This is a genomic window from Bacteroidota bacterium (assembly GCA_016194975.1).
Classification (GTDB): Bacteria; Bacteroidota; Bacteroidia; order Palsa-965; family Palsa-965.
Map to the genome: position 1 here is coordinate 64,247 of JACQAM010000007.1, position 19,304 is coordinate 83,550.

At 41.9% G+C, this 19,304-nt stretch carries 18 protein-coding genes; 9 read left to right on the forward strand and 9 right to left on the reverse strand.

The features are described from left to right. From HY064_04910 to HY064_04935, 6 genes are all read left to right on the forward strand, one after another. The gene (locus HY064_04910) at positions 1-1,479 is read left to right on the forward strand and encodes a tetratricopeptide repeat protein (protein ID MBI3509980.1); all 1,479 of its coding nucleotides are present in this window, start codon (positions 1-3) and stop codon (positions 1,477-1,479) included. Positions 1,480-1,576: 97 nt separating this feature from the next. Then, a complete protein-coding gene (locus tag HY064_04915; protein ID MBI3509981.1) occupies positions 1,577-2,809 on the forward strand; it encodes a tetratricopeptide repeat protein in 1,233 nt (410 codons plus the stop codon). After that, complete coding sequence (locus tag HY064_04920) at positions 2,806-4,128, forward strand: tetratricopeptide repeat protein (GenBank protein ID MBI3509982.1); 1,323 nt, start codon at positions 2,806-2,808, stop codon at positions 4,126-4,128. The genes HY064_04915 and HY064_04920 overlap by 4 nt, the downstream gene beginning before the upstream one ends. Before the next feature lie 188 nt (positions 4,129-4,316). Further along, the gene (locus HY064_04925; protein ID MBI3509983.1) at positions 4,317-5,576 is read left to right on the forward strand and encodes a tetratricopeptide repeat protein; all 1,260 of its coding nucleotides are present in this window, start codon (positions 4,317-4,319) and stop codon (positions 5,574-5,576) included. Between the two features lie 110 nt (positions 5,577-5,686). Then, the gene (locus HY064_04930) at positions 5,687-6,229 is read left to right on the forward strand and encodes a cupin domain-containing protein (GenBank protein MBI3509984.1); all 543 of its coding nucleotides are present in this window, start codon (positions 5,687-5,689) and stop codon (positions 6,227-6,229) included. A gap of 10 nt (positions 6,230-6,239) precedes the next feature. Then, positions 6,240-6,749: a DinB family protein gene (locus HY064_04935; protein ID MBI3509985.1), complete on the forward strand. Its 510-nt coding sequence runs from the start codon at positions 6,240-6,242 to the stop codon at positions 6,747-6,749. A gap of 195 nt (positions 6,750-6,944) precedes the next feature. Here the strand turns inward: HY064_04935 and HY064_04940 are convergent, their stop codons facing one another. After that, the gene (locus tag HY064_04940) at positions 6,945-7,340 is read right to left on the reverse strand and encodes a GxxExxY protein (protein ID MBI3509986.1); all 396 of its coding nucleotides are present in this window, start codon (positions 7,338-7,340) and stop codon (positions 6,945-6,947) included. Between the two features lie 330 nt (positions 7,341-7,670). After that, positions 7,671-8,489: a 3-methyl-2-oxobutanoate hydroxymethyltransferase gene (gene panB, locus HY064_04945; protein MBI3509987.1), complete on the reverse strand. Its 819-nt coding sequence runs from the start codon at positions 8,487-8,489 to the stop codon at positions 7,671-7,673. A 363-nt stretch (positions 8,490-8,852) separates the two neighbouring features. Here panB and HY064_04950 point away from each other — a divergent pair, with 363 nt between their 5' ends. Both HY064_04950 and HY064_04955 read left to right on the forward strand, forming a co-directional pair. Continuing rightward, positions 8,853-9,182 carry a type II toxin-antitoxin system HigB family toxin gene (locus HY064_04950; protein MBI3509988.1) on the forward strand — a complete coding sequence of 110 codons (330 nt, stop codon included), beginning with the start codon at positions 8,853-8,855 and terminating at the stop codon, positions 9,180-9,182. A 46-nt stretch (positions 9,183-9,228) separates the two neighbouring features. Continuing rightward, the gene (locus tag HY064_04955; GenBank protein MBI3509989.1) at positions 9,229-9,585 is read left to right on the forward strand and encodes a transcriptional regulator; all 357 of its coding nucleotides are present in this window, start codon (positions 9,229-9,231) and stop codon (positions 9,583-9,585) included. Positions 9,586-9,619: 34 nt separating this feature from the next. Here the strand turns inward: HY064_04955 and HY064_04960 are convergent, their stop codons facing one another. The 7 genes from HY064_04960 to HY064_04990 form a co-directional block, all read right to left on the reverse strand. Continuing rightward, complete coding sequence (locus tag HY064_04960) at positions 9,620-11,221, reverse strand: T9SS type A sorting domain-containing protein (GenBank protein ID MBI3509990.1); 1,602 nt, start codon at positions 11,219-11,221, stop codon at positions 9,620-9,622. Positions 11,222-11,389: 168 nt separating this feature from the next. Next, positions 11,390-11,746, reverse strand: a complete 357-nt coding sequence (locus HY064_04965) for a Rieske 2Fe-2S domain-containing protein (GenBank protein ID MBI3509991.1) — start codon at positions 11,744-11,746, stop codon at positions 11,390-11,392. A 3-nt stretch (positions 11,747-11,749) separates the two neighbouring features. Further along, positions 11,750-13,621, reverse strand: coding sequence for a hypothetical protein (locus HY064_04970; GenBank protein MBI3509992.1), 1,872 nt, complete (start codon positions 13,619-13,621; stop codon positions 11,750-11,752). A gap of 101 nt (positions 13,622-13,722) precedes the next feature. After that, a complete protein-coding gene (locus HY064_04975; GenBank protein ID MBI3509993.1) occupies positions 13,723-15,831 on the reverse strand; it encodes a tetratricopeptide repeat protein in 2,109 nt (702 codons plus the stop codon). 91 nt (positions 15,832-15,922) lie between these two features. Beyond that, the gene (locus HY064_04980) at positions 15,923-16,396 is read right to left on the reverse strand and encodes a hypothetical protein (protein MBI3509994.1); all 474 of its coding nucleotides are present in this window, start codon (positions 16,394-16,396) and stop codon (positions 15,923-15,925) included. Positions 16,397-16,469: 73 nt separating this feature from the next. Continuing rightward, positions 16,470-17,417 (reverse strand): phosphoribosylaminoimidazolesuccinocarboxamide synthase, encoded by a 948-nt coding sequence (locus tag HY064_04985; GenBank protein ID MBI3509995.1) that lies wholly within the window; start codon positions 17,415-17,417, stop codon positions 16,470-16,472. Beyond that, complete coding sequence (locus HY064_04990) at positions 17,410-18,393, reverse strand: PhoH family protein (protein ID MBI3509996.1); 984 nt, start codon at positions 18,391-18,393, stop codon at positions 17,410-17,412. The genes HY064_04985 and HY064_04990 overlap by 8 nt, the downstream gene beginning before the upstream one ends. Positions 18,394-18,520: 127 nt before the next feature. On the opposite strand from HY064_04990, the gene HY064_04995 reads away from it, so the two are divergent. After that, a complete protein-coding gene (locus tag HY064_04995) occupies positions 18,521-19,291 on the forward strand; it encodes an SAM-dependent chlorinase/fluorinase (GenBank protein ID MBI3509997.1) in 771 nt (256 codons plus the stop codon). The last annotated feature ends 13 nt before the right edge of the window (positions 19,292-19,304 follow it).

Consider the following 19,304-nt stretch of genomic DNA (forward strand, 5'->3'; position numbering starts at 1 on the left):
ATGACAAATAAGCAGGCCATAGAATTTAAAAACTTCCGGTTAACGGCCTTCCTGTTTTTATTTTATTTTTTTTCTGTTCAGGAATTTTATTGCCAGAATAAAACAATTGATTCTCTTCTCTCGCTGATCAAAACTGAAAAGGAAGACACGAACAAAGTGAATTCTTTCAATGACATCAGCCGGCAATACCGGCTCATCAGCGACCTTACTACTTCTCTGAACTATGCCAACAGTGCAATGGAATTGAGCAAGCGCCTGCATTTCACGAATGGAACTGCGTACGCTTACACTAATATTGCATTGTATTATTACCACAAAGGAAATTATGCCGAAGCGTTAAAGGAAAATTCGCTTGGAATGGAAATATATAAAGTCACCAATAACAAGCAGGGATTATCAAATGCGTACAATTCATTCGGGCTTATTTATCGTCACCAGGGAAATTATCCTGAAGCGCTGAAAAATTTCCTGGTGGCGCTGCACATCAACGAAGAACTTGGCCGGCCGGAAGGAATTGCTTATGCCTGCAACAATGTCGGAAATGTTTATGCCATGCAGGAAAATTATACTGAAGCGCTGAAAAATTATTCGCACTCACTTGACATCAGGAAAAAAATAAATGACCGGCAGGGCATTGGCGATTGCTATCTGAATATCGGGAATATTTATTATGAAACCCACAATTACGATGATGCGCTGAAGAATTACAAGGCGGCATTGGAAATTTTTCTCGTGACCGGCGATAAACGTGGAGTCGCTATGCTCTATGGAAATATGGGAGATATTTATTATACCCTGGAAAATTATCCCGAAGCCATGAAAAGTCTTTTGATGGGCAAGAAAATAAATGAAGAGGTCGGTGACAAGGATGGAATTGCTGTTTCATGCGTGAACCTTGCAAGTCTGTGCATTAGCATGAAAAATTTCAGCAGCGCATCCGCTTATCTCGATAGCGCTCTGTCGCTCTCTCTTGAAGTAGGCAGCAAAAGAGATTGCCGTGACACTTATAATTGTCTTGTTAAACTCGATACTTTGAAACTTAATTACAAAAAAGCATTTGAAGATTATAAAATGTTCATCACTTACCGCGACAGTCTCGTTAACGAAGAGAACACGAAAAAAACAGTACAAACGCAAATGCAATACGACTTCGATAAAAAAACTTCAGCCGACTCTATAAAAAATACAGAACAGAAAAAGCGCGACGATCTTAAACACACGCAGGAAATTCAGCAGCAGAAAATTTATTCTTATGGAGGAGCCGCGGGATTTTTGCTGATGCTCATTGTTGCAATAGTCTCCGTTCGTGCATTCCGTAATAAGCAGCGGGCGAATGAAATTATTTCGCGGCAGAAAGAATTAGTGGAGGAAAAGCAGAAAGAAATTTTGGATAGCATTCATTACGCGAAACGGATTCAGCAGTCGCTTTTGCCTAATGCTAAATTAATTGAACGTCACCTTAAGTCCGGATCAAATTAATATGAAAAAATATTTTCCACTTTTCCTAACTGCAATAATTTTATTAAACGTCAACTGTTGCCACGCACAACAGGATTCGTTAATAAAAGCACTGTCCATGGCAAAGGATGATACCAATAAAGTGAATGCTTTTATTAAATCAGGAAAAAATTCGATAAAGGATGGAGATTATGATAAAGCGAAAATGTGTGCACTTGCCGGCCTCACGGTTTCTCAAAAATTAAATTTTGATAAAGGCACAGGAACACTTTACCGCATTCTGGGCGCTGTGGATTATTATCAGGGAAGATACCCGGATGCCCTACAGGATAATCTTTCGGCTTTGAAGATCGCTGAGAAAACAGGGGACAAACGAAGTATGGCCAAAGTTTATTCGAATATCGGCGCCATTTACACCGACCAGCTTAATTACAATGATGCCATCTTTAATTTATCTGAAGCGTTGAAAATCCAAATCGAAATTGGGGACAGTGCAGGCATTTCAATCGATTATAATAATATCGGCACGTGCTGTGCTCACCAGGGTAAGTATAATGAAGCGCTTTCCAATCATCTTGCCGCTTTGAAGATAAAACAATTGCTCGGAGACAGCGCAGGTTGTGCGGCTTCGTATATCAATATTGGCGTGGCTTATTATTCACTTAAAAATTTTGATGCTGCTCTCAAAAATCAGTTCACCGCATTGAACCTTGCTGAACAGATCGGAGATAATCAAAGCGTGGAAACCAGTACCATGAACATCGGGAATATTCTCGTTCAGCAAAAGAAATTCGGGGAAGCAGGAAAGTATCTTGACAAAGGACTACAACTCGCGAAAGAAACGGGTGATAAATTCGGAATAAAAACATGTTATTTTTCTTACACTCAAATGGACAGCGCTCAAATGGATTTTCACTCTGCACTGGAACATTATAAATTATTCATTCTCTACCGCGACAGTCTCAACAATGAAGAGAACACAAAAAAAACAGTACAAACGCAAATGCAATACGACTTCGACAAAAAATCTTCCGCCGACTCCATAAAAAACTCGGAACAGAAAAAACGCGACGATCTTAAACACACGCAGGAAATTCAGCAGCAGAAAATTTATACGTACGGGGGCGCGCTCGGGTTTTTATTGATGCTCATTGTTGCAATAGTTTCGATTCGTGCATTCCGTAATAAGCAGCGGGCGAATGAAATTATTTCGCGGCAGAAAGAATTAGTGGAGGAAAAGCAGAAAGAAATTCTCGACAGTATTCATTATGCGAAACGGATTCAGCAGAGCCTGTTGCCGAATGAAAAATATATTTTAAAGAACCTGAACCGCTCTGCCAATAGGAAATGAAGAAAATTTACCTGCTTATTCTTTTTTTTATTTTTTCCGGAAATGGTCATTTGATCTTTTGCCAGGGCAATGTAATTGATTCACTTTCTCATCTTCTTCAAAAAACAAAATCGGATTCGGAGCAGGTAAAGTTGCTGAACTCCATTTGCTGGCAACAATTTATTCTGGAAGATTATGCAAACGCGAAAATGAACGGCAATGAAGCGCTGAAACGTGCCAGGACATTGAATTTATCAAAGGAAGTTGCGCGCTCTTATTCTTATCTCGGCAGTATCGCATCGAGAGAAGGAAATTATCAGGAAGCGATCGCCGATTATTTTTCTTCGCTGAAGATCAGGGAAAAAATGAATGACAGGAAAGGAGTGGCCGGAATTTACAATAACATGGGCATGGTTTATGAATCGCAGAACAATTTAAAAGACGCATTGCAGAGTTTCCGATCCGCAGTCTCCATTTTCGATTCATTGAAGGATAAAAAAGGGATCGGGAACGGATTGTTGAATATCGCCAATATTTATAATGACCAGAACCTGCTGGATTCAGCACTCAAACTTTATGAGCAGGCGCTTAATTACAGAACAGAAAGCGATGATGCACGTGGAATGGCTACTTGTTATAATGACATCGCAGTGGTCTACGACCGATTAGATAAGAATGATAAAGCATTGGAGTATTATAATAAAGCGCTGCAGATACGACAGGAAATTGAAGATGATTATGGAGTGGCAACTGTTTACGTGAATCTCTCGGAATTTTATATGAAACTGAATGAAATGAACAAAGCAAAAATAATGATCGATGATGCAATCCGTGTCTCAGAGGAAATTCAGAGTAAAGATGAATTGCTCGATTGTTACGAAACACTTTATCATCTCGACAGTATTTGCGGAGACTTCAAAGGTGCCTATAGTTCTTACAAAGAATATATCACTTACCGCGACTCCCTCATCAATGAACAGAATACAAAAAAAATAGTTCAACAACAAATGCAATACGGCTTCGATAAAAAAACTTCTGCTGATTCTATTAAAAATTCAGAACAAAAAAAGCATGACGACTTAAAACACAAGCAGGAAATTCAGCAGCAGAAAATTTACACGTACGGGGGCGCACTCGGGTTTGCGCTCATGCTCGTGGTAGCAGTCGTGAGTTTACGCGCGTTCAGGAATAAACAGAAAGCAAATGAAATTATTTCGGCGCAAAAATTATTAGTGGAGGAAAAACAAAAAGAGATCCTGGATTCCATTCATTATGCGAAAAGAATACAAAACGCATTATTGCCGAATGAAAAGTACATCCGGAACTCGCTGGACAGGTAGTGGATCGATTTGTTTTTTTCTTCGTGTCCCCGCCTCCGTGAATAAGCTCAGTGCGGCGGGCAGTCTGGTGCCTTCGCGGCATAAAAAAGGAACACTCAATCCTAAAATCATAATGTGATTTTTTTATTGATTCACTGCTGTCGAAATGCTTCTTTCATTTTCCTGATTTATTTTCCTAATTTTCAAGAATGATTTCACCATCCGCACTGGAATCAAAACTCGAACTCCTTACCAACGACCGCGCAAAAGCCGATCTGCTCAACCGGTTTTCATTCGAAGGAAGGAACATCGATCCGAAATATTCAGGCGAACTTGCCTCGCGCGCGCTGAATATCTCGGAAGCCATCCATTATGATAAAGGAGAAGCGGAGAGTCTTCTTCACCTTGGCTTTTCACACATGCAGCTCGCGCAGCATGAAAAAGCGTATGAGAATTTATTCCGTTGTATTTCCATTTATGAAAAGACCGGCGATGAATCCGGAATGGCACATGCCCAATACAACATCGGCATTCTGCACGTGCGCGTGGGAAATTTCAGCGACGGAATAAGTGTATTGCAGAAAAGTCTCGCATGGCGCGAAAGAAATAATGACAAAGCAGGAATGGCTGCCTGTTATTTTCAGCTCGCCTATATCAATGTTCATTTCAATGATCTCGACGATGCGCAACGTTCCGGCGAAAAGGCGCTTGCTATCCGTGAAGAAATGAGTGACGATGTAGGAATTTCCGCAGCGCTCATGATCCTCGGTGATATTTATCTCCGGAAAAAAGAATTTGAAAAAGCAAAAGAAGCACTCGCGAAAAGTCTGCAACTGCGAAGTGAATCCACAGAAACACTGGGTTACTTTGCTACACTCATCCGCTGGGTGGAGTTGCATATTGAGACCGGCGAAATTCAAAAAGCGCGCGAACTCGCGCAACGTGGATTGAAACGTTCGCGCGAAGAAGGAGGAATTCCCTATGGCATTATGCGTTTCCTCATGCTGCTGGGCCGAATCGATGAACTGGAAAATAATTTTTCCGAAGCAAAAGAAAAATTTCTTGAATCGTTGGTGTATGCCGAGAAATCAACTTTCCGAAGCGTGTCTTATGAAATCCTCGAATCGATCGGTAAACTTTATGAAAGAGAAGGAAATTACAAATCAGCTTTAGAATATTACCGGAAATTCCATTCTATTAAGGAAGAAGTGATCAGCATGCAATCGAATACCAAATTGAAAAGCATCCAGTTCCTCAACCAGGTGGAGTTCGCGAAAAAAGAAGCGGAACTGGAAAAAATAAAAAATACAGAACTGCAGAAAGCGTACACCATCATCGAAGAAAAAAACAAAGACATCCTCGATAGTTTTCATTACGCAAAAAGGATACAGGCAAGTTTATTGCCCGGAGAAAAATATATTGAACGGCACCTCCGGTATCTTTTCGAAAAACAAATGAATGAAAAATAATTTCCTGTAAATACTGCTTTTCTAATTTTTAATGAATAAACACGTCGATCACCATTGCCGTAAATTCAGGTTGTAATAAAACACAACCTAAAATTAATACCAGATAAACTATGGAAAGAAAGATTTACAATCCTGTTCAGAAAGATCATGTCACATTTCTGAAAACTCATGCCGATACCAATGGCGAATGTACTCTGGTAGAAGTAGAACTCGCCGATGGAGGCGGGGTCGGCCTTCATTATCACAAAACGTATTCCGAAAGTTTTGCCTGCCTCGAAGGCGAAGTGCAGATACGGCTCGGAAAAAAAATTCATACACTGAAAAAAGGCGAATCAGCAACTGCCCATCCCAACATTCATCATTTGTTCCGAAACCGATCGGGCAAGACGTGTAAATTCAAAGTTGAACTTCGCCCGGCGTCGATAGGATTTGAACAATCGCTGCAGATCGGTTACGGACTCGCGCAGGATGGAGAAACCGACAAAAAAGGTTTTCCGAAAAATAAACTCGCTCTTGCATGGCTCTTTGATATTTCTGAAAGCAATCTCCCCGGTTGGATGAGTATTTTTGAATTCATTCTTCGTAAGCAGGCAAAGAAAGCGCGCGCACGCGGGATCGATAAAATGCTCACTGAAAAATATGTTCGCTTCTGAAAAAATAATTATGGATAAAAAATCTGAACTGGAAACGCTGCGCAACATGGTGGATGCTACGCGGCAACTTGCGCACTTCGCCATAAAAAAACTCGACAACAAAAATGCAGATCTCAAAAAAAGATTTGAGGTGGAAGGAAGAAAGATCAACAGCGTCTACTGGCTTTTTGCACACATGACCTGGGCAGAGAGTATTTTAATTCTCCGTTCTAGCGGCGGGCCAAATCCCGAATTACCATGGATGAAATTATTTGCATTGGGAAAACCGGCGGAAGAAGGACAGGACAACGGTCCGCCGTGGGAAGAAGTATATGCCGGATTCAAAAAAGTCCACGAAATGTCGATGGCTCATCTTGCAATGTTGAATCCGGAAGATCTCGATTCAGAAAATAAATTGAGTTGGGAAATTCTCGGTGGAAAAACAATGCGCAACACTATTATGCATCACATTCGGCATGAGAGTAATCACATCGGGCAATTGCTGTGGTTGGTTAATTTTCACGGCGGTCGCACACTTTAGTACGAACTACGAAATGGGCGAATACGCCAACTACGAAAACGCGAATCGTACTTAGTACGAACTACGAAATGGGCGAATACGCCAACTACGAAAACGCGAATCGTACTTAGTACGAATGCACAAACAATATCTACAAATCAATTCGAATCTTTCGCGCATGTGAATTACGCGTATTCCCCCATTTCGTAGTTCGTACTAAAGCGAATTTACTATTCTCTTGAACTGAACACCATTCTCAGTAAAGCGAATAATAATTCCAAGAAGCTTACCGCTCGCTTTAAGATATTGAAGTACCTGATCAAGTTCACTTGGGTAATCGAACTTTCCGCGTTTTAATTCGATGACAATTTTGTCCTCGACGAGAAAATCAAAATAATTGGTTGCTACTTTCTCTCCATGGAACAACATATCATACTTCATTTGTTCCTTGAATGCAAGACCATTGGCTATCAATGAGACAGCCAACGCTTTTTGATAGCTCTTCTCCAACAAACCTGGTCCTAAAGCTTTGAATACCTCAAAGGCACATCCTACGATCTTGTAACTCAATTCAGGATACACAAGATCTTTACGTAATAATTCAGCTTTCATATTTTTTTAGAATTAATAATTAAGGGCGCAATGGTAGAAAATATTTCTCAATCCATTACAAAAAAACTTTTCAACACACCTTTAGTACGAACTAAAGCAAGTTTTCGAATCTTTAGCGAATCTGTATTACGCGTATTCGCCCATTTCGTAGTTCGTACAAAAGATAGTTTTCGAATCTTTAGCGAATCTGTATTACGCGTATTCGCCCATTTCGTAGTTCGTACAAAAGATAGTTTTCGAATCTTTAGCGAATCTGTATTACGCGTATTCGCCCATTTCTTTAGCGAATCTGTATACGCGTATTCGCCCATTTCGTAGTTCGTACAAAAGCTAGTATTGTTCTTCCTTATTAGGAAAATCCTTCCTCTTCACATCACCAATATATTTTTCTACTGCACTTTTTATATCATCGTACAAATTCAAATAACGTCTTAGGAATCTCGGGTGAAATTGTGTGGTAAGTCCAACGAGATCGTGAAAAACCAAAACCTGTCCGTCCACTCCTCCACCCGCTCCAATACCGATCACGGGAATGGAAACTTTTTTCGCCACTTTTTCTGCGAGTGCTGCAGGAACTTTTTCGAGCACGATCGCAAACACGCCCGATTGTTCGAGAAGAATTGCATCTTCCACTAATTGCTTTGCTTCATCTTCTTCCTTCGCACGCACGTTGTATGTTCCGAATTTGTAAATCGATTGCGGCGTTAATCCCAAATGTCCCATCACAGGAATTCCTGCCGATAAAATCCGTTCCACCGATTCTTTCACTTCTTTTCCGCCTTCGAGTTTCACCGCGTGCGCGCCCGATTCTTTCATGATACGTATCGCCGAGTTCAGCGCTTCTTTCGAATTTCCCTGATAAGAACCGAATGGCATGTCCACCACAATGAGCGCACGATCTATTCCGCGTACCACGCTCGATGCGTGATAGATCATCTGGTCGAGTGTGATCGGCAATGTTGTTTCATGTCCTGCCATTACGTTCGAAGCAGAATCGCCAACGAGAATTACATCAATGCTTGCAGCGTCTACAATTTTCGCAGTCGTGAAATCGTAAGCAGTGATCATGGAAATTTTCTCACCATTGCGTTTCATTTCCTGCAGTACGTGCGTGGTTACTTTTTTTACTTCTTTTTTGTGTATAGACATGCGCGTTTGTTTGAAGGCATAAAGGTAGTGTATCGGGTACGGATTACGAATAATACGGATATACGCCCGCCTGCTTGCCCGTGCCGCCCGCCCGGACGAGCCATTCGGACGGGGTAAGGACGGGAATGGCGAAGTCGGGCAGGAAGCACAGATTTTTTTATTGAAGTTTTTTGTTTGGAGCGGCAGCTTCAGTGCTTCAAATTCTCACCTGTCCCGCTGCGCCCCGAGTACTCGGGGCACATCGGGGCTAGGAAAACTGGTCCGTGCATTTAAATACCTCACTGGATAATTATTCCCATTTTGGGAATATATTTACCATTTTGGTAACTTTTGGCTATCTTTACCGTATTATTAGTGATCAGAATGAATATTTACAACAAGAGTTCCCTAATTGACGCTTACCGTAAGCACGCGGATGCGAAAGTTTCATTGGAAGTCTGGTACGAAGAAGTTCTTTCAAAAAACTGGAAAATACCAAACCAGGTTAAACAGGATTATGGAGGGAGTGTAAGTATTCTCAAAAGCAGCCGTGCTGTTTTTGACATCAAGGGGAATGACTACCGGTTGGTAGCTTCGATCAATTACGAGAATGGCTGGGTATTTATCAAATTTATTGGAACGCATAAGGAGTATGATTCGATTGACGCAAATACAATAGACATGTTTAAACCGAAAAAAAAAAAGAAAAAATAGATAAGAAAAAATAGCACTATACCACTGAAAGTAAAACTGTAAAGCAATGGAAGTAGAAGTATTAAAAACTAAAAAGCAGTATTTGAAAGCTTTGGCTCGCTTTGAAGAAATTTTTCTTGCAAAGTCAAATACTAAAGAAGGGAAAGAGGCTCAGCTTCTTGCTCTTGTTATTAAAGATTACGAAGACAAAAACTATAAAATTGAAGCGCCAGATCCTGTTGAGGCCATTCTATATCGCATGGAACAAATGCGTATGACAAAGAAAGAGCTCGGTGCTATTTTGGGTTATACAAGTCGTGTTAGTGAAATTCTAACTCGTAAACGTAAGCTAACACTCGAAATGGTTCGTAACCTTCATGTGAAACTTAATATCCCATTGGAATCACTTGTTCAGGAATATTAATGCGCTCTTTATTAGTGAATATCAATAATCAATCCTATTGAATAATGATTTTTTGTGTGAAAGATTTTTTTTCGGTTTTCACAGTCATTAAATAAATTCCACTTGATTGACTGGATAAATCAATTGTGGATATTGGAGAATTGATCTTTGATTGAAAAATAATTTCTCCCAACACATTGCAAACAGAAATTTCCCCATTCGCTGTTTGGGAATTCAAATTGAAAATTCCGTTTGAAGGATCCGGATAAATAATAAAATCATTATTATTTTCCAATTGGGAAACGCCAGTGCACGTAAGAACAATAATATTTGCAGTGTCCATCCCGATACATCCGTTTGCACCTGTACTTGAAACAGAATAAAAAGTAGTAGTAGTTGGAGCAACTGAAATAGAAGAGGTCGTCGCACTCGTGCTCCATAAATAATTTGTGTTTGGAGAAGCGGAAAGTATTACCGACTCGCCGACACAAATGGTATCTAAGGAAGGAGTAATGGTGACCGTTGGTGAGGGATTTACCGTAACAACTACGGGAGATGAAGTTGCAGTTCCGCAGGAATCAGTAATAATTACTGCATAACTTCCGCTTGTTGAAACCACAATACTTTGTGTGGTTTGACTGCTCCACCATTGATAACTGTTACCGGTACTCGCAGTAAGCGTTACACTTCCGCCACTGCAAAATGTTGTTGGCCCGCTTGCCGTAATTGTAGCAGTAGGAAAAGAAGAGCAAGGCGTGTATTTCCAGAAATCCTTTTTTCTTCCGCTTCCATCATGTCCAGTTCCAATATATCCTCTATTCCCAATAGAAAATCCAACTCCTTCATTGCGCGGCGATGCAAGATTAGCAACTAATATCCATGTGTTTGTTATGGGATCATATTCCCCGAAATCACTTCCAGCACCGCTATCATCTGTTAATACATAACCATAATTTCCAATTGAAAATGCTGCTGCATAGAACGGATCATATACAATGACATTTGCTTTTTGTGCCCATGTATCATTTGAAGGATTGTATTCCCAAAAATCATTATAATTACTACTGCCGCCGCCTATATATCCTTTGGTACCAATTGAAAATCCAAATGCCCCATTCCTTTCAAGCCCTCCGAAAAAAGCTTTCTGTGACCACGAATCTGAAGTGGTATCATATTCCCAAAAATCATTTTCATTTACACCGTCATTTCCTGTGCCTATATATCCTTTGGCCCCGATTGAAAAACCTACTGCCAAGTATCGTGCTGTTCCTCCAAAGTCGGATTTCTGAGTCCAAATATTTGTAGTTGAATTATATTCCCAGAAATCCTTTTTTCGCGCTTGACAAACCGAGCAGGTATCTAATCCTGTCCCAATAAATCCTTTGGTGCCAATTGCAAATCCCACAGCCCAACTTCTCGGAGAACCGCCAAAATCTGCTACCTGAGTCCATGCGTTTGTTAGTGTGTCATATGCCCAAATGTCTTTTGTCAAAGCAGTGTTGCTCCAACCCGTTCCTATGTATCCTTTTGAACCAATGGCAAAACCAACATCATCGCTTCTAAATCCCCCGCCGAATAAAGGTTTTTGAATCCACGTGTTTTGTGCATTTGCAATTGTGCAAAGTGCGATAAATACGATAAGTAATTTTGTTTTCATTTTTTTTAGTTTTTATTGTCAAGCCAGTCTTTTCATTTCTCAAAATATGACAGCAATATTTTTATGAAATTTACCAATAAATAATAATCAGAGCAAATTATTGGTTCGCCATTGGAATTTATTTAATTCACTAAAAAAAACTGCCGCTGCGCGCCTGCTTGTGCGAACTCAAAACCATCCCCACTCCGTTTCTTCCGTTCCCAAATAATATCCGTCTTCTCTTTTTTCTATTGGAAAAACACGTGCTGCTTCTGCGGCTCCTCCGCGCGCGCGTCCGGTTTTAAAATCAAAAACATAACGGTGCAATGGACAAATGATCGCCTCGCCATCGGGCGTGCACGACGCGTACTCGAGCGAGAATCCGTTGTGCGGACATTTTTCTTCTATCGCGTGAACGCCTGTGCCCGTGCGCACGAGACAGATCTTTTTTCCGGCTATGAAACGAACTACCGGAATTCCCAATGAAAATTTTTCGGGATCGTCTTTCAGTTTATGCCAGCGTATTATTTTTCGCGTTAAAGACAATGATCAGTTCATTAGCGGATGAAAAATTCTATCATGCAGTAAAAGTTCATCGTCATTCGCCGCCGGATCTGCTTTTATGAAATAATCGATGAGCACCGTTTTCTCCATCGGGTACGAAGAAGCCACCATGTTCTGATCATTGCGGATGAAACGGATCTCCACTATTTGTTCATCCGTTGGCGAATACACGGGGAGCAATGCTTCATCAAAATTTGCAGCGCCTACCACTACTCCATCCACACTCAGCAAACGATCTCCATTTCTCAGTCCGAATAAATTTGTGGTGTCGGCGTTGTGAATGAGGAATGCATCTTTCTCATCATCATAAAGCAAACCGAATTGTCCGAACGTGAGTACAGAATCAATAGAAGAAGGTGCATACGCCCAACCGATCGCTTCAAGATCTTTGATGAGCGGCAATGGTTTTATTCCATTCACATAATCGCGGAAAAAACCGGCAATGGCAGGATCCGAGAGTTGAATTATTTTTTTCTCCAGCGAGTCGGGCGGAATTCTTCCGTTTGCATTCATTTGCAGAATGAGTTCGCGCAAACCTGTTTTTCCTCCTGTTGCTTTTGTAATTTCTATATCGAGCAAAAAAGCAACGAGCATGGCTTTCGCGCGTATGCCTTCGCGCCGGAGCGGACTCTTCATCATGGTGATCGCATTCACAACATCACTCACCGGTTTTTCAGGACACACGAGAGACAAACGGATCTTCGCACTCACTGCGCCCATGAATTCATTTTCGCTGGTAAAAGAATCGCGTACCGCAGAAAGCCATCCGAGATACATGTTCGCTCCCTGGCAAAACCACCACGACGAAGACATCTGCGGTTTCGAAAGATCGCCCGATCCGCAGGAAGAAAGATAATCGAGCGGTGAAAGCAAATGAAGAATATCTCCGGAAGTAACACGCTGCACTTCGCTCTCGAGTTCATCTTCATCTGCAATTTCAGACATGAAATAAAATGAACAGTGACGATGGGCAAGTCCGCCGTAACTGCCATATTTATTGAGGATCGTTTTAAAAGGAGTAGTGAAATAAAAAATCATTTTGAAATTCTGTTCGCCTATGTCGCCTATGAAATTAAGGTTGGCCATCGTCTGTGCTGCAATGAGCCGGCGCACAAGCCGCGCCGAGATTTTTCCATTCTCCGAAAAAACAGAAACGGAAATATTTATTCTTCCATCGGAAAAACTGCATGTATCGGGACGCGAATACATGACCGGATTATCGATGAGTTCATAATAAGTAGCTGCATGGTATTCATCTCTTGACCGCGTTTGGTGAATGATCTTCAGGTAAGAAGAGGATTCCAGTTCATCGGGTTTTATGATGGTGATGTTGTACGGAATATTCGCAAGCCCTTCTAGATAACCGAAAATAAAAGCGTGGTTGAGTACAAAATTATTTCCGGCATCGATATTCGTTCCAGCACATTGCGGAACGTAATTGAATTTCTCATCCGATTCTTTTGCTTTCACTTTTTCAGCATCCCATGTATCGTCGATCCAGTATTCGATCTTGCGCAGTGTTTCTCCTTTTTTCAGGAAGAGGAGAATAGTGTTCTCTCCTTTCTTTTTCACCTTGAGCTGAAATCCGCGATCATCAATGGCATAGAACTGGTGAATGAATCGTCCTGCATCAACTTTTCCGGGAACGCCTGGCAAATAGGTAGGGAGAATATATTTTACAACCGGCCCGCTCACTGCAGGAGGAAGCACGGTCACTTTCACACGGTCTTTGTCTTCACTTACATTCTGGAGATCGATGGTGATGGAATAATTATAAGCGGCGATGGAAGCCTGCGCGGAAATGAGCCGCGGAAAAATGAGGAATAAAAAAAAGAAAAAGGTTTTTGCAGGGTGCATTGGCCATGATAAAAGTAGGAAAAGCCCCAACATCAATTTGGCCGGGAAGAATAATTTGCTTCTGAGTATTGAACAAAATTCCAAAACCCAATACTCAATACTCAAACCTCCATTCCCATCACCAGCACATCATCGATCTGTTCGAAATTTCCTTTCCAGCTGAGATGTTCTTTCTCCAGTAGCCTGCGGTGAGTAACGAACGGTTCTGTTTGAATTTTCGAGAGATAATCGACGAACGAACTGCGCTTGTATTTTTTTCCGAGTTCTCCGCCGAACTGGTCGGAATAGCCATCGGATGCAATGTAAAGGCGGTCGCCTTTCTGCAGCGCGTATTCTTTGTGTGTGAATTTTTTCAATTCTTCTTCTACAAAAAGTCCGACCGGAAATTTATCGGGAGACAATTCAATGAATTCTTTTCCGCGGAAAATAAAAACAGGATTGTATGCGCCGGCAAATTCTAATTTATTCGAGTGCTTGTGAATGCAGCAGAGTGCAATGTCCATACCATCGCGCACACGCGATTCATCCTGTCGCTGCCGAAGCGTTTCCGATAAACGGATGTTCACATCATTGAGAATTTCATTCGGCTGCGTGATGCCATGTTCTTTCACCGATTGCGTGAGCAGGTTGCTGCACACGATACTCATGAACGCGCCGGGAACTCCGTGGCCTGTACAATCAACCGCCGCAAAAAGTAAATGATCATTGGTTTGCGCCATCCAGTAAAAATCGCCGCTCACAATATCTTTCGGGCGATAAAGAATAAATCCTTTTTCATGAAAAGTGCTGGCGAATTCCACTTCGGGCAGAATCGCTTCCTGGATGCGGCTTGCGTACTGAATGCTATCGGTGATATCTTTATTTTTCAATTCGATCTCTTTATTCGCCGCGTGCAATTTCACATTTTTATTTTCGATCTCCGCTTTCTGCATGTTCAGTTTCACATTGGTCCGCTTCCTTACAACAGCACGGTTCCAGAGGAAGAAAACGATAATGAGAAATAAAAATCCGCCGATGAATGCGCCGATAGTGATGAGTTGTTTCTGCTTTTTTTCTGTGCGCGTGGCGTTCTCCGCTTTTTCCACATCGTACTTCGCCTGCATTTCTGCTATACTGTTCGACAATTTATCGTTGAACAACGAATCCTTCATGCTGGAATATTTTTTGTAATACTCAAGTGCTTTCTGCGGATTGCCGATCTTCTGGTAAACCTGCGAAGTGCTTTCGAGAATATTCATGGCGAGTTTCGATGCTTCAATTTTTTTTGCAATGGTGTACGACTGCTCCATATAGCTGATCGCCTGGTCCTGTTTTCCCAGATCGGCGCTGGTACTTCCAAGATTTGCGAGCGTAACGGCCATTCCTTTCTCATCGCCCGTCTGTTTCTGAATCGCGAGCGCCTGCATGAGATAATCCATTGCTTTATCGAATTGACCCATTTCTTCATACGTAGATCCAATATTGTCCATTACTTTTCCCAAGGCGAATTTATTTCCTGTTCTTTCATCAATGTCTTTTGCTTTCATGTAACACTCGAGCGCTTTAGCGGTGTCGCCCTTGTCGCCATAAATATTGGCAAGGTTACCTAAGGCAGTAGCTTCGTAGGAGAGATTGCCGGCCTCTTCTGAAAGCGTCATTGCTTTTTCATAATCATTTATGGCTTTATTGGAATTTCCCATCGTGCTATAAACAATTGCAGATGCAATAAGAGATCCCGCCATACCATTCTTATCATTTGATTTTTCACAGATCCGGTAGGCATCAAAACTTTTATTCAGCGCTTCGTTGAAGTCTCCTTTGCTCTGGTAAGCATCTGCTTCTGAATTCAGAACTGCAGCGGCGTCTTTTTCGAGCCCAATTTGTTTAAAAGTTTTTATCGATTCTTCGAAATTCAATATCGCATCGTCATAATGTGCCATTTTAAAATTAATGTGCCCGATATTCTGAAGTGCCCTTGCGAGTAAAGTGTCGTTCCCTAATTGAACCGATAAAGCTTTTGCTTCACTTGCAGGTTCTATCGATTTTTTAAGATCATACTGGCTGTAGGCATCAGAAAGTCTCAGCAAAAGAATAACACGGGAAGTGTCATTCGAAAAACCCATCACACGTTTAATGCTGTCGGCCAGTTCCCGCTGTGCTGCACACGGAAATGCAACCGATAAGATCAGAAATGAAAAAAATATTTTTGTTGTACTCCTGAAAAAGGACATCGTGATGAATGGGGTTGAAACGAAGATAAAAAAACAATCCCGCACTAAGCGAATGCAAAATACGGGAGTGTTAGAAAAGAATAATTGAAGATCAATTCTGGCCTACATTCACTGCAATTTCACCCTTAGTGGTGTAAACAAGTGTATATCTGACCGAATCACCTACTGCAATTCGTAATTCAGCAAGGTGTGCCTGATAAAAGTTCACGGTTTTCCCGGAAGTTTTTTCCGTGATCGTTCCTGAAGCGCCATCTGCATTGATAGTTGCAATTGTTCCAGTTTGTATTCTTTCAAGATAGACTGGAATATCAGGTTTCTGCATGGGTTGAGGAAGCACTTCAAATTTTACGGAGTCGCCTACATTAAGATTCATGGAACCGTAATAAGGGATGTTGAAAATATATTCCTGACCGGTACGATCACTGACAACCGTTACTAGAATCTGACTGAGATCAATAGCGCCGCCGCCGATAGAGCCGGTAGAACCTCCACCTGAGGTGTAAGTGATACCGCCGCCTGATCCCATATCGTCTTTAATGACTTTTATTTTTCCTGTTTCTGCCATAAAATTTTGTTTTTAGTGGTTAGTATTTTTTTTTGGATTGCGATAAAAATAGAAAATGAAATGAGAATCACAACTATTTTCCGGAAAGAAACGAAATAATATTTTTTTCCACGCGCTGCTTCATCACCGAAACATCGGCCCGCTCGAATTTTTTTCCAGTAACTTTTTCGTAAAGTTCTATATAACGATCCGAAACGCTGGCCACATATTCATCCGTCATAACAGGAATCTGCTGTCCTTCCTTTCCCATGAACCCGTTTTCGATGAGCCACTGGCGAACGAATTCTTTCGAAAGTTGTTTTTGTTCTTCACCTTTCCGCTGACGTTCTGCATAACCATCAAGATAAAAATAGCGCGACGAATCGGGTGTGTGAATTTCATCCATCAAATAGATTGTTCCATTCATCTGGCCGAATTCATATTTTGTATCTACAAGGATCAATCCCTGTTGTGCTGCCATTTCATTGCCGCGCGCGTAAAGTGCGCGCGTATAATTTTCGAGCTGCACATATTCTTTTTCTGCCACAAGCCCGGAACTGATGATCTCTTCCCTCGAAATATCTTCATCATGTCCGACTGACGCTTTTGTAGTGGGAGTGATGATCGGTTCCGAAAATTTATCGTTCTCTTTCATTCCATCGGGCATTGTCACTCCGCAAATGCTGCGCTTGCCCGCTTTGTATTCGCGCCACGCGTGCCCGCTCAGATATCCGCGTATTACCATTTCCACTTTGTAAGGTTCGCAGAATCTTCCAACGGTAACAACCGGATCAGGAACAGCGATCACCCAATTGGGAACAATGTCTTTTGTAGCTTCCAGAAAATGTGCTGCCACCTGGTTAAGCACTTGTCCTTTAAAAGGAATTCCTCTTGGAAGTACAACATCGAATGCGGAAATGCGGTCGGAGACCACCATCACCAGCAATTCATTTTTTATTGTGTACACATCGCGCACTTTCCCTTTGTAAAATGCGGTTTGTCCGGGCAAACTGAATTTTGTTTCAGTAAGCGCGCTATTCATTTGATTTTCCTTTATCATAAATTTCAATTATACGTTTTACTAATGTATGTCGTATTACATCATTGTTGTCGAGAAAAATAAAATCAATTCCCTTTGCGCCGCTGATGATGCGAATGGCCTGCAATAATCCGCTCGGTTGATTTCTCGGAAGATCGATCTGCGTCACATCGCCGGTGACAACGAATTTTGCAGAAGGCCCCATGCGCGTGAGAAACATTTTCAACTGGCTCTCGGTTGCATTCTGCGCTTCATCGAGAATGACAAATGCATTGTCGAGTGTGCGCCCGCGCATGAACGCGAGAGGAGCGATCTGGATCACATTCGATTCGATGTACTGTTTCAGTTTTTCGGTGGGGATCATATCAAACAATGCATCGTAAAGCGGCTGAAGATACGGATCGAGTTTTTCTTTAAGATCGCCCGGGAGAAAACCGAGATTTTCTCCTGCTTCTACAGCGGGGCGCGTGAGAATGATCTTTCTCACTTCACGATTGCGCAATGCCCGCACTGCAAGCGCAACTGCAGTGTAAGTTTTTCCTGTTCCAGCCGGGCCAATAGCGAACACGAGATCATTTTTTTCTGTGCTTTCAACGAGGCGTACCTGTCCGGGTGTTCGTGCTTTCACGAGCAATCCGTTATTCCCGTGAACAAGAATATTATTTTCTCCGTCCGCCTGTGTCATCCGGGCAGGCGATTCCTGCTTCTCCCCGTTGGGCTGATTTTTTTTTGCGCCGAGAACCGCATCGATATTATCGTTCGTGAGTGTTCCGTATCTTTTGAAATACTGCATAAGTGCATCGATCGATTCTTCGAAGCGGTTGATCTCCGAATTTTCTCCCACCACTTTCATCATCTCACCGCGGGCAATGATCTTCAGTTTGGGAAAGAAGGAGCGGATGTATTCGAGTTTGGTATCATTCACCCCGAAGATCACAACCGGATCCACATTGACGATTTCAATATTCTTTTCTGCCAATTTATTCAGTTCTGGTTTGAAAAATCAATGCAGTTCAGTGCAAATTTTTCTTCGCCACAGGCCTCCAACCTATTTCGCTAATTTTACCACAAATTAAAAGTATTTCATCCTAACTGCAAGGAACAAAATGCCGGTCATTACGCTCACTACCGATTTCGGATTGAAAGACCATTATATGGCTTCGGTAAAAGGTGCGCTCATCGGTAAATTGCCGAATACACACATCATCGACATCAGTCATCAGGTTCCGGCTTTTGATTTTGCACAGGCAGCTTTCATTCTCAGCCGCGCATTCCCGGAATTTCCGGCCGGAAGTATTCACATTATTTCTGTGAACAGCGGCGGAGGTCCATTCGATCATGTTGCGATACGGTTGCATAAACATTTTTTTATTGGTTGTGATAACGGGATATTTTCTTTGCTCTCCAATGAAGAAGAACCCTCGAAGATCATTCTTCTTGCCAAAGCCGGAGAAGAACCATCAACATTCGCGGCAAGGGATATTTATGTTCCTGCTGCGATAAAACTTGCGAACGGAATTCCACTCGAAAAATTAGGAACTGAATTGGACAGGATCACGCAGCGTATTCGCCCTGTTGCTCCACCCGAAAATGATGTGCTGAAAGGAACCATCGTTCACATTGATAATTTCGGGAACCTGATCACCGACATTACCGGCGATGAATTCGACCGCATTGGCAAGGGAAGACTTTTCACGATCGATCTTACGCGCGATGAAATAACAGAATTAAGCAGAACGTACAGTGATGTTCCTCAGGGAGAAAAACTTGCATTCTTCAATTCATCAGGCGTTCTCGAAATTGCAATGAACCTTGGCAAAGCATCCGGCTTGCTGAATATGAAGATCGGCACAGTAATACGGATCAGGTTTGAATAATAATATTTCTATT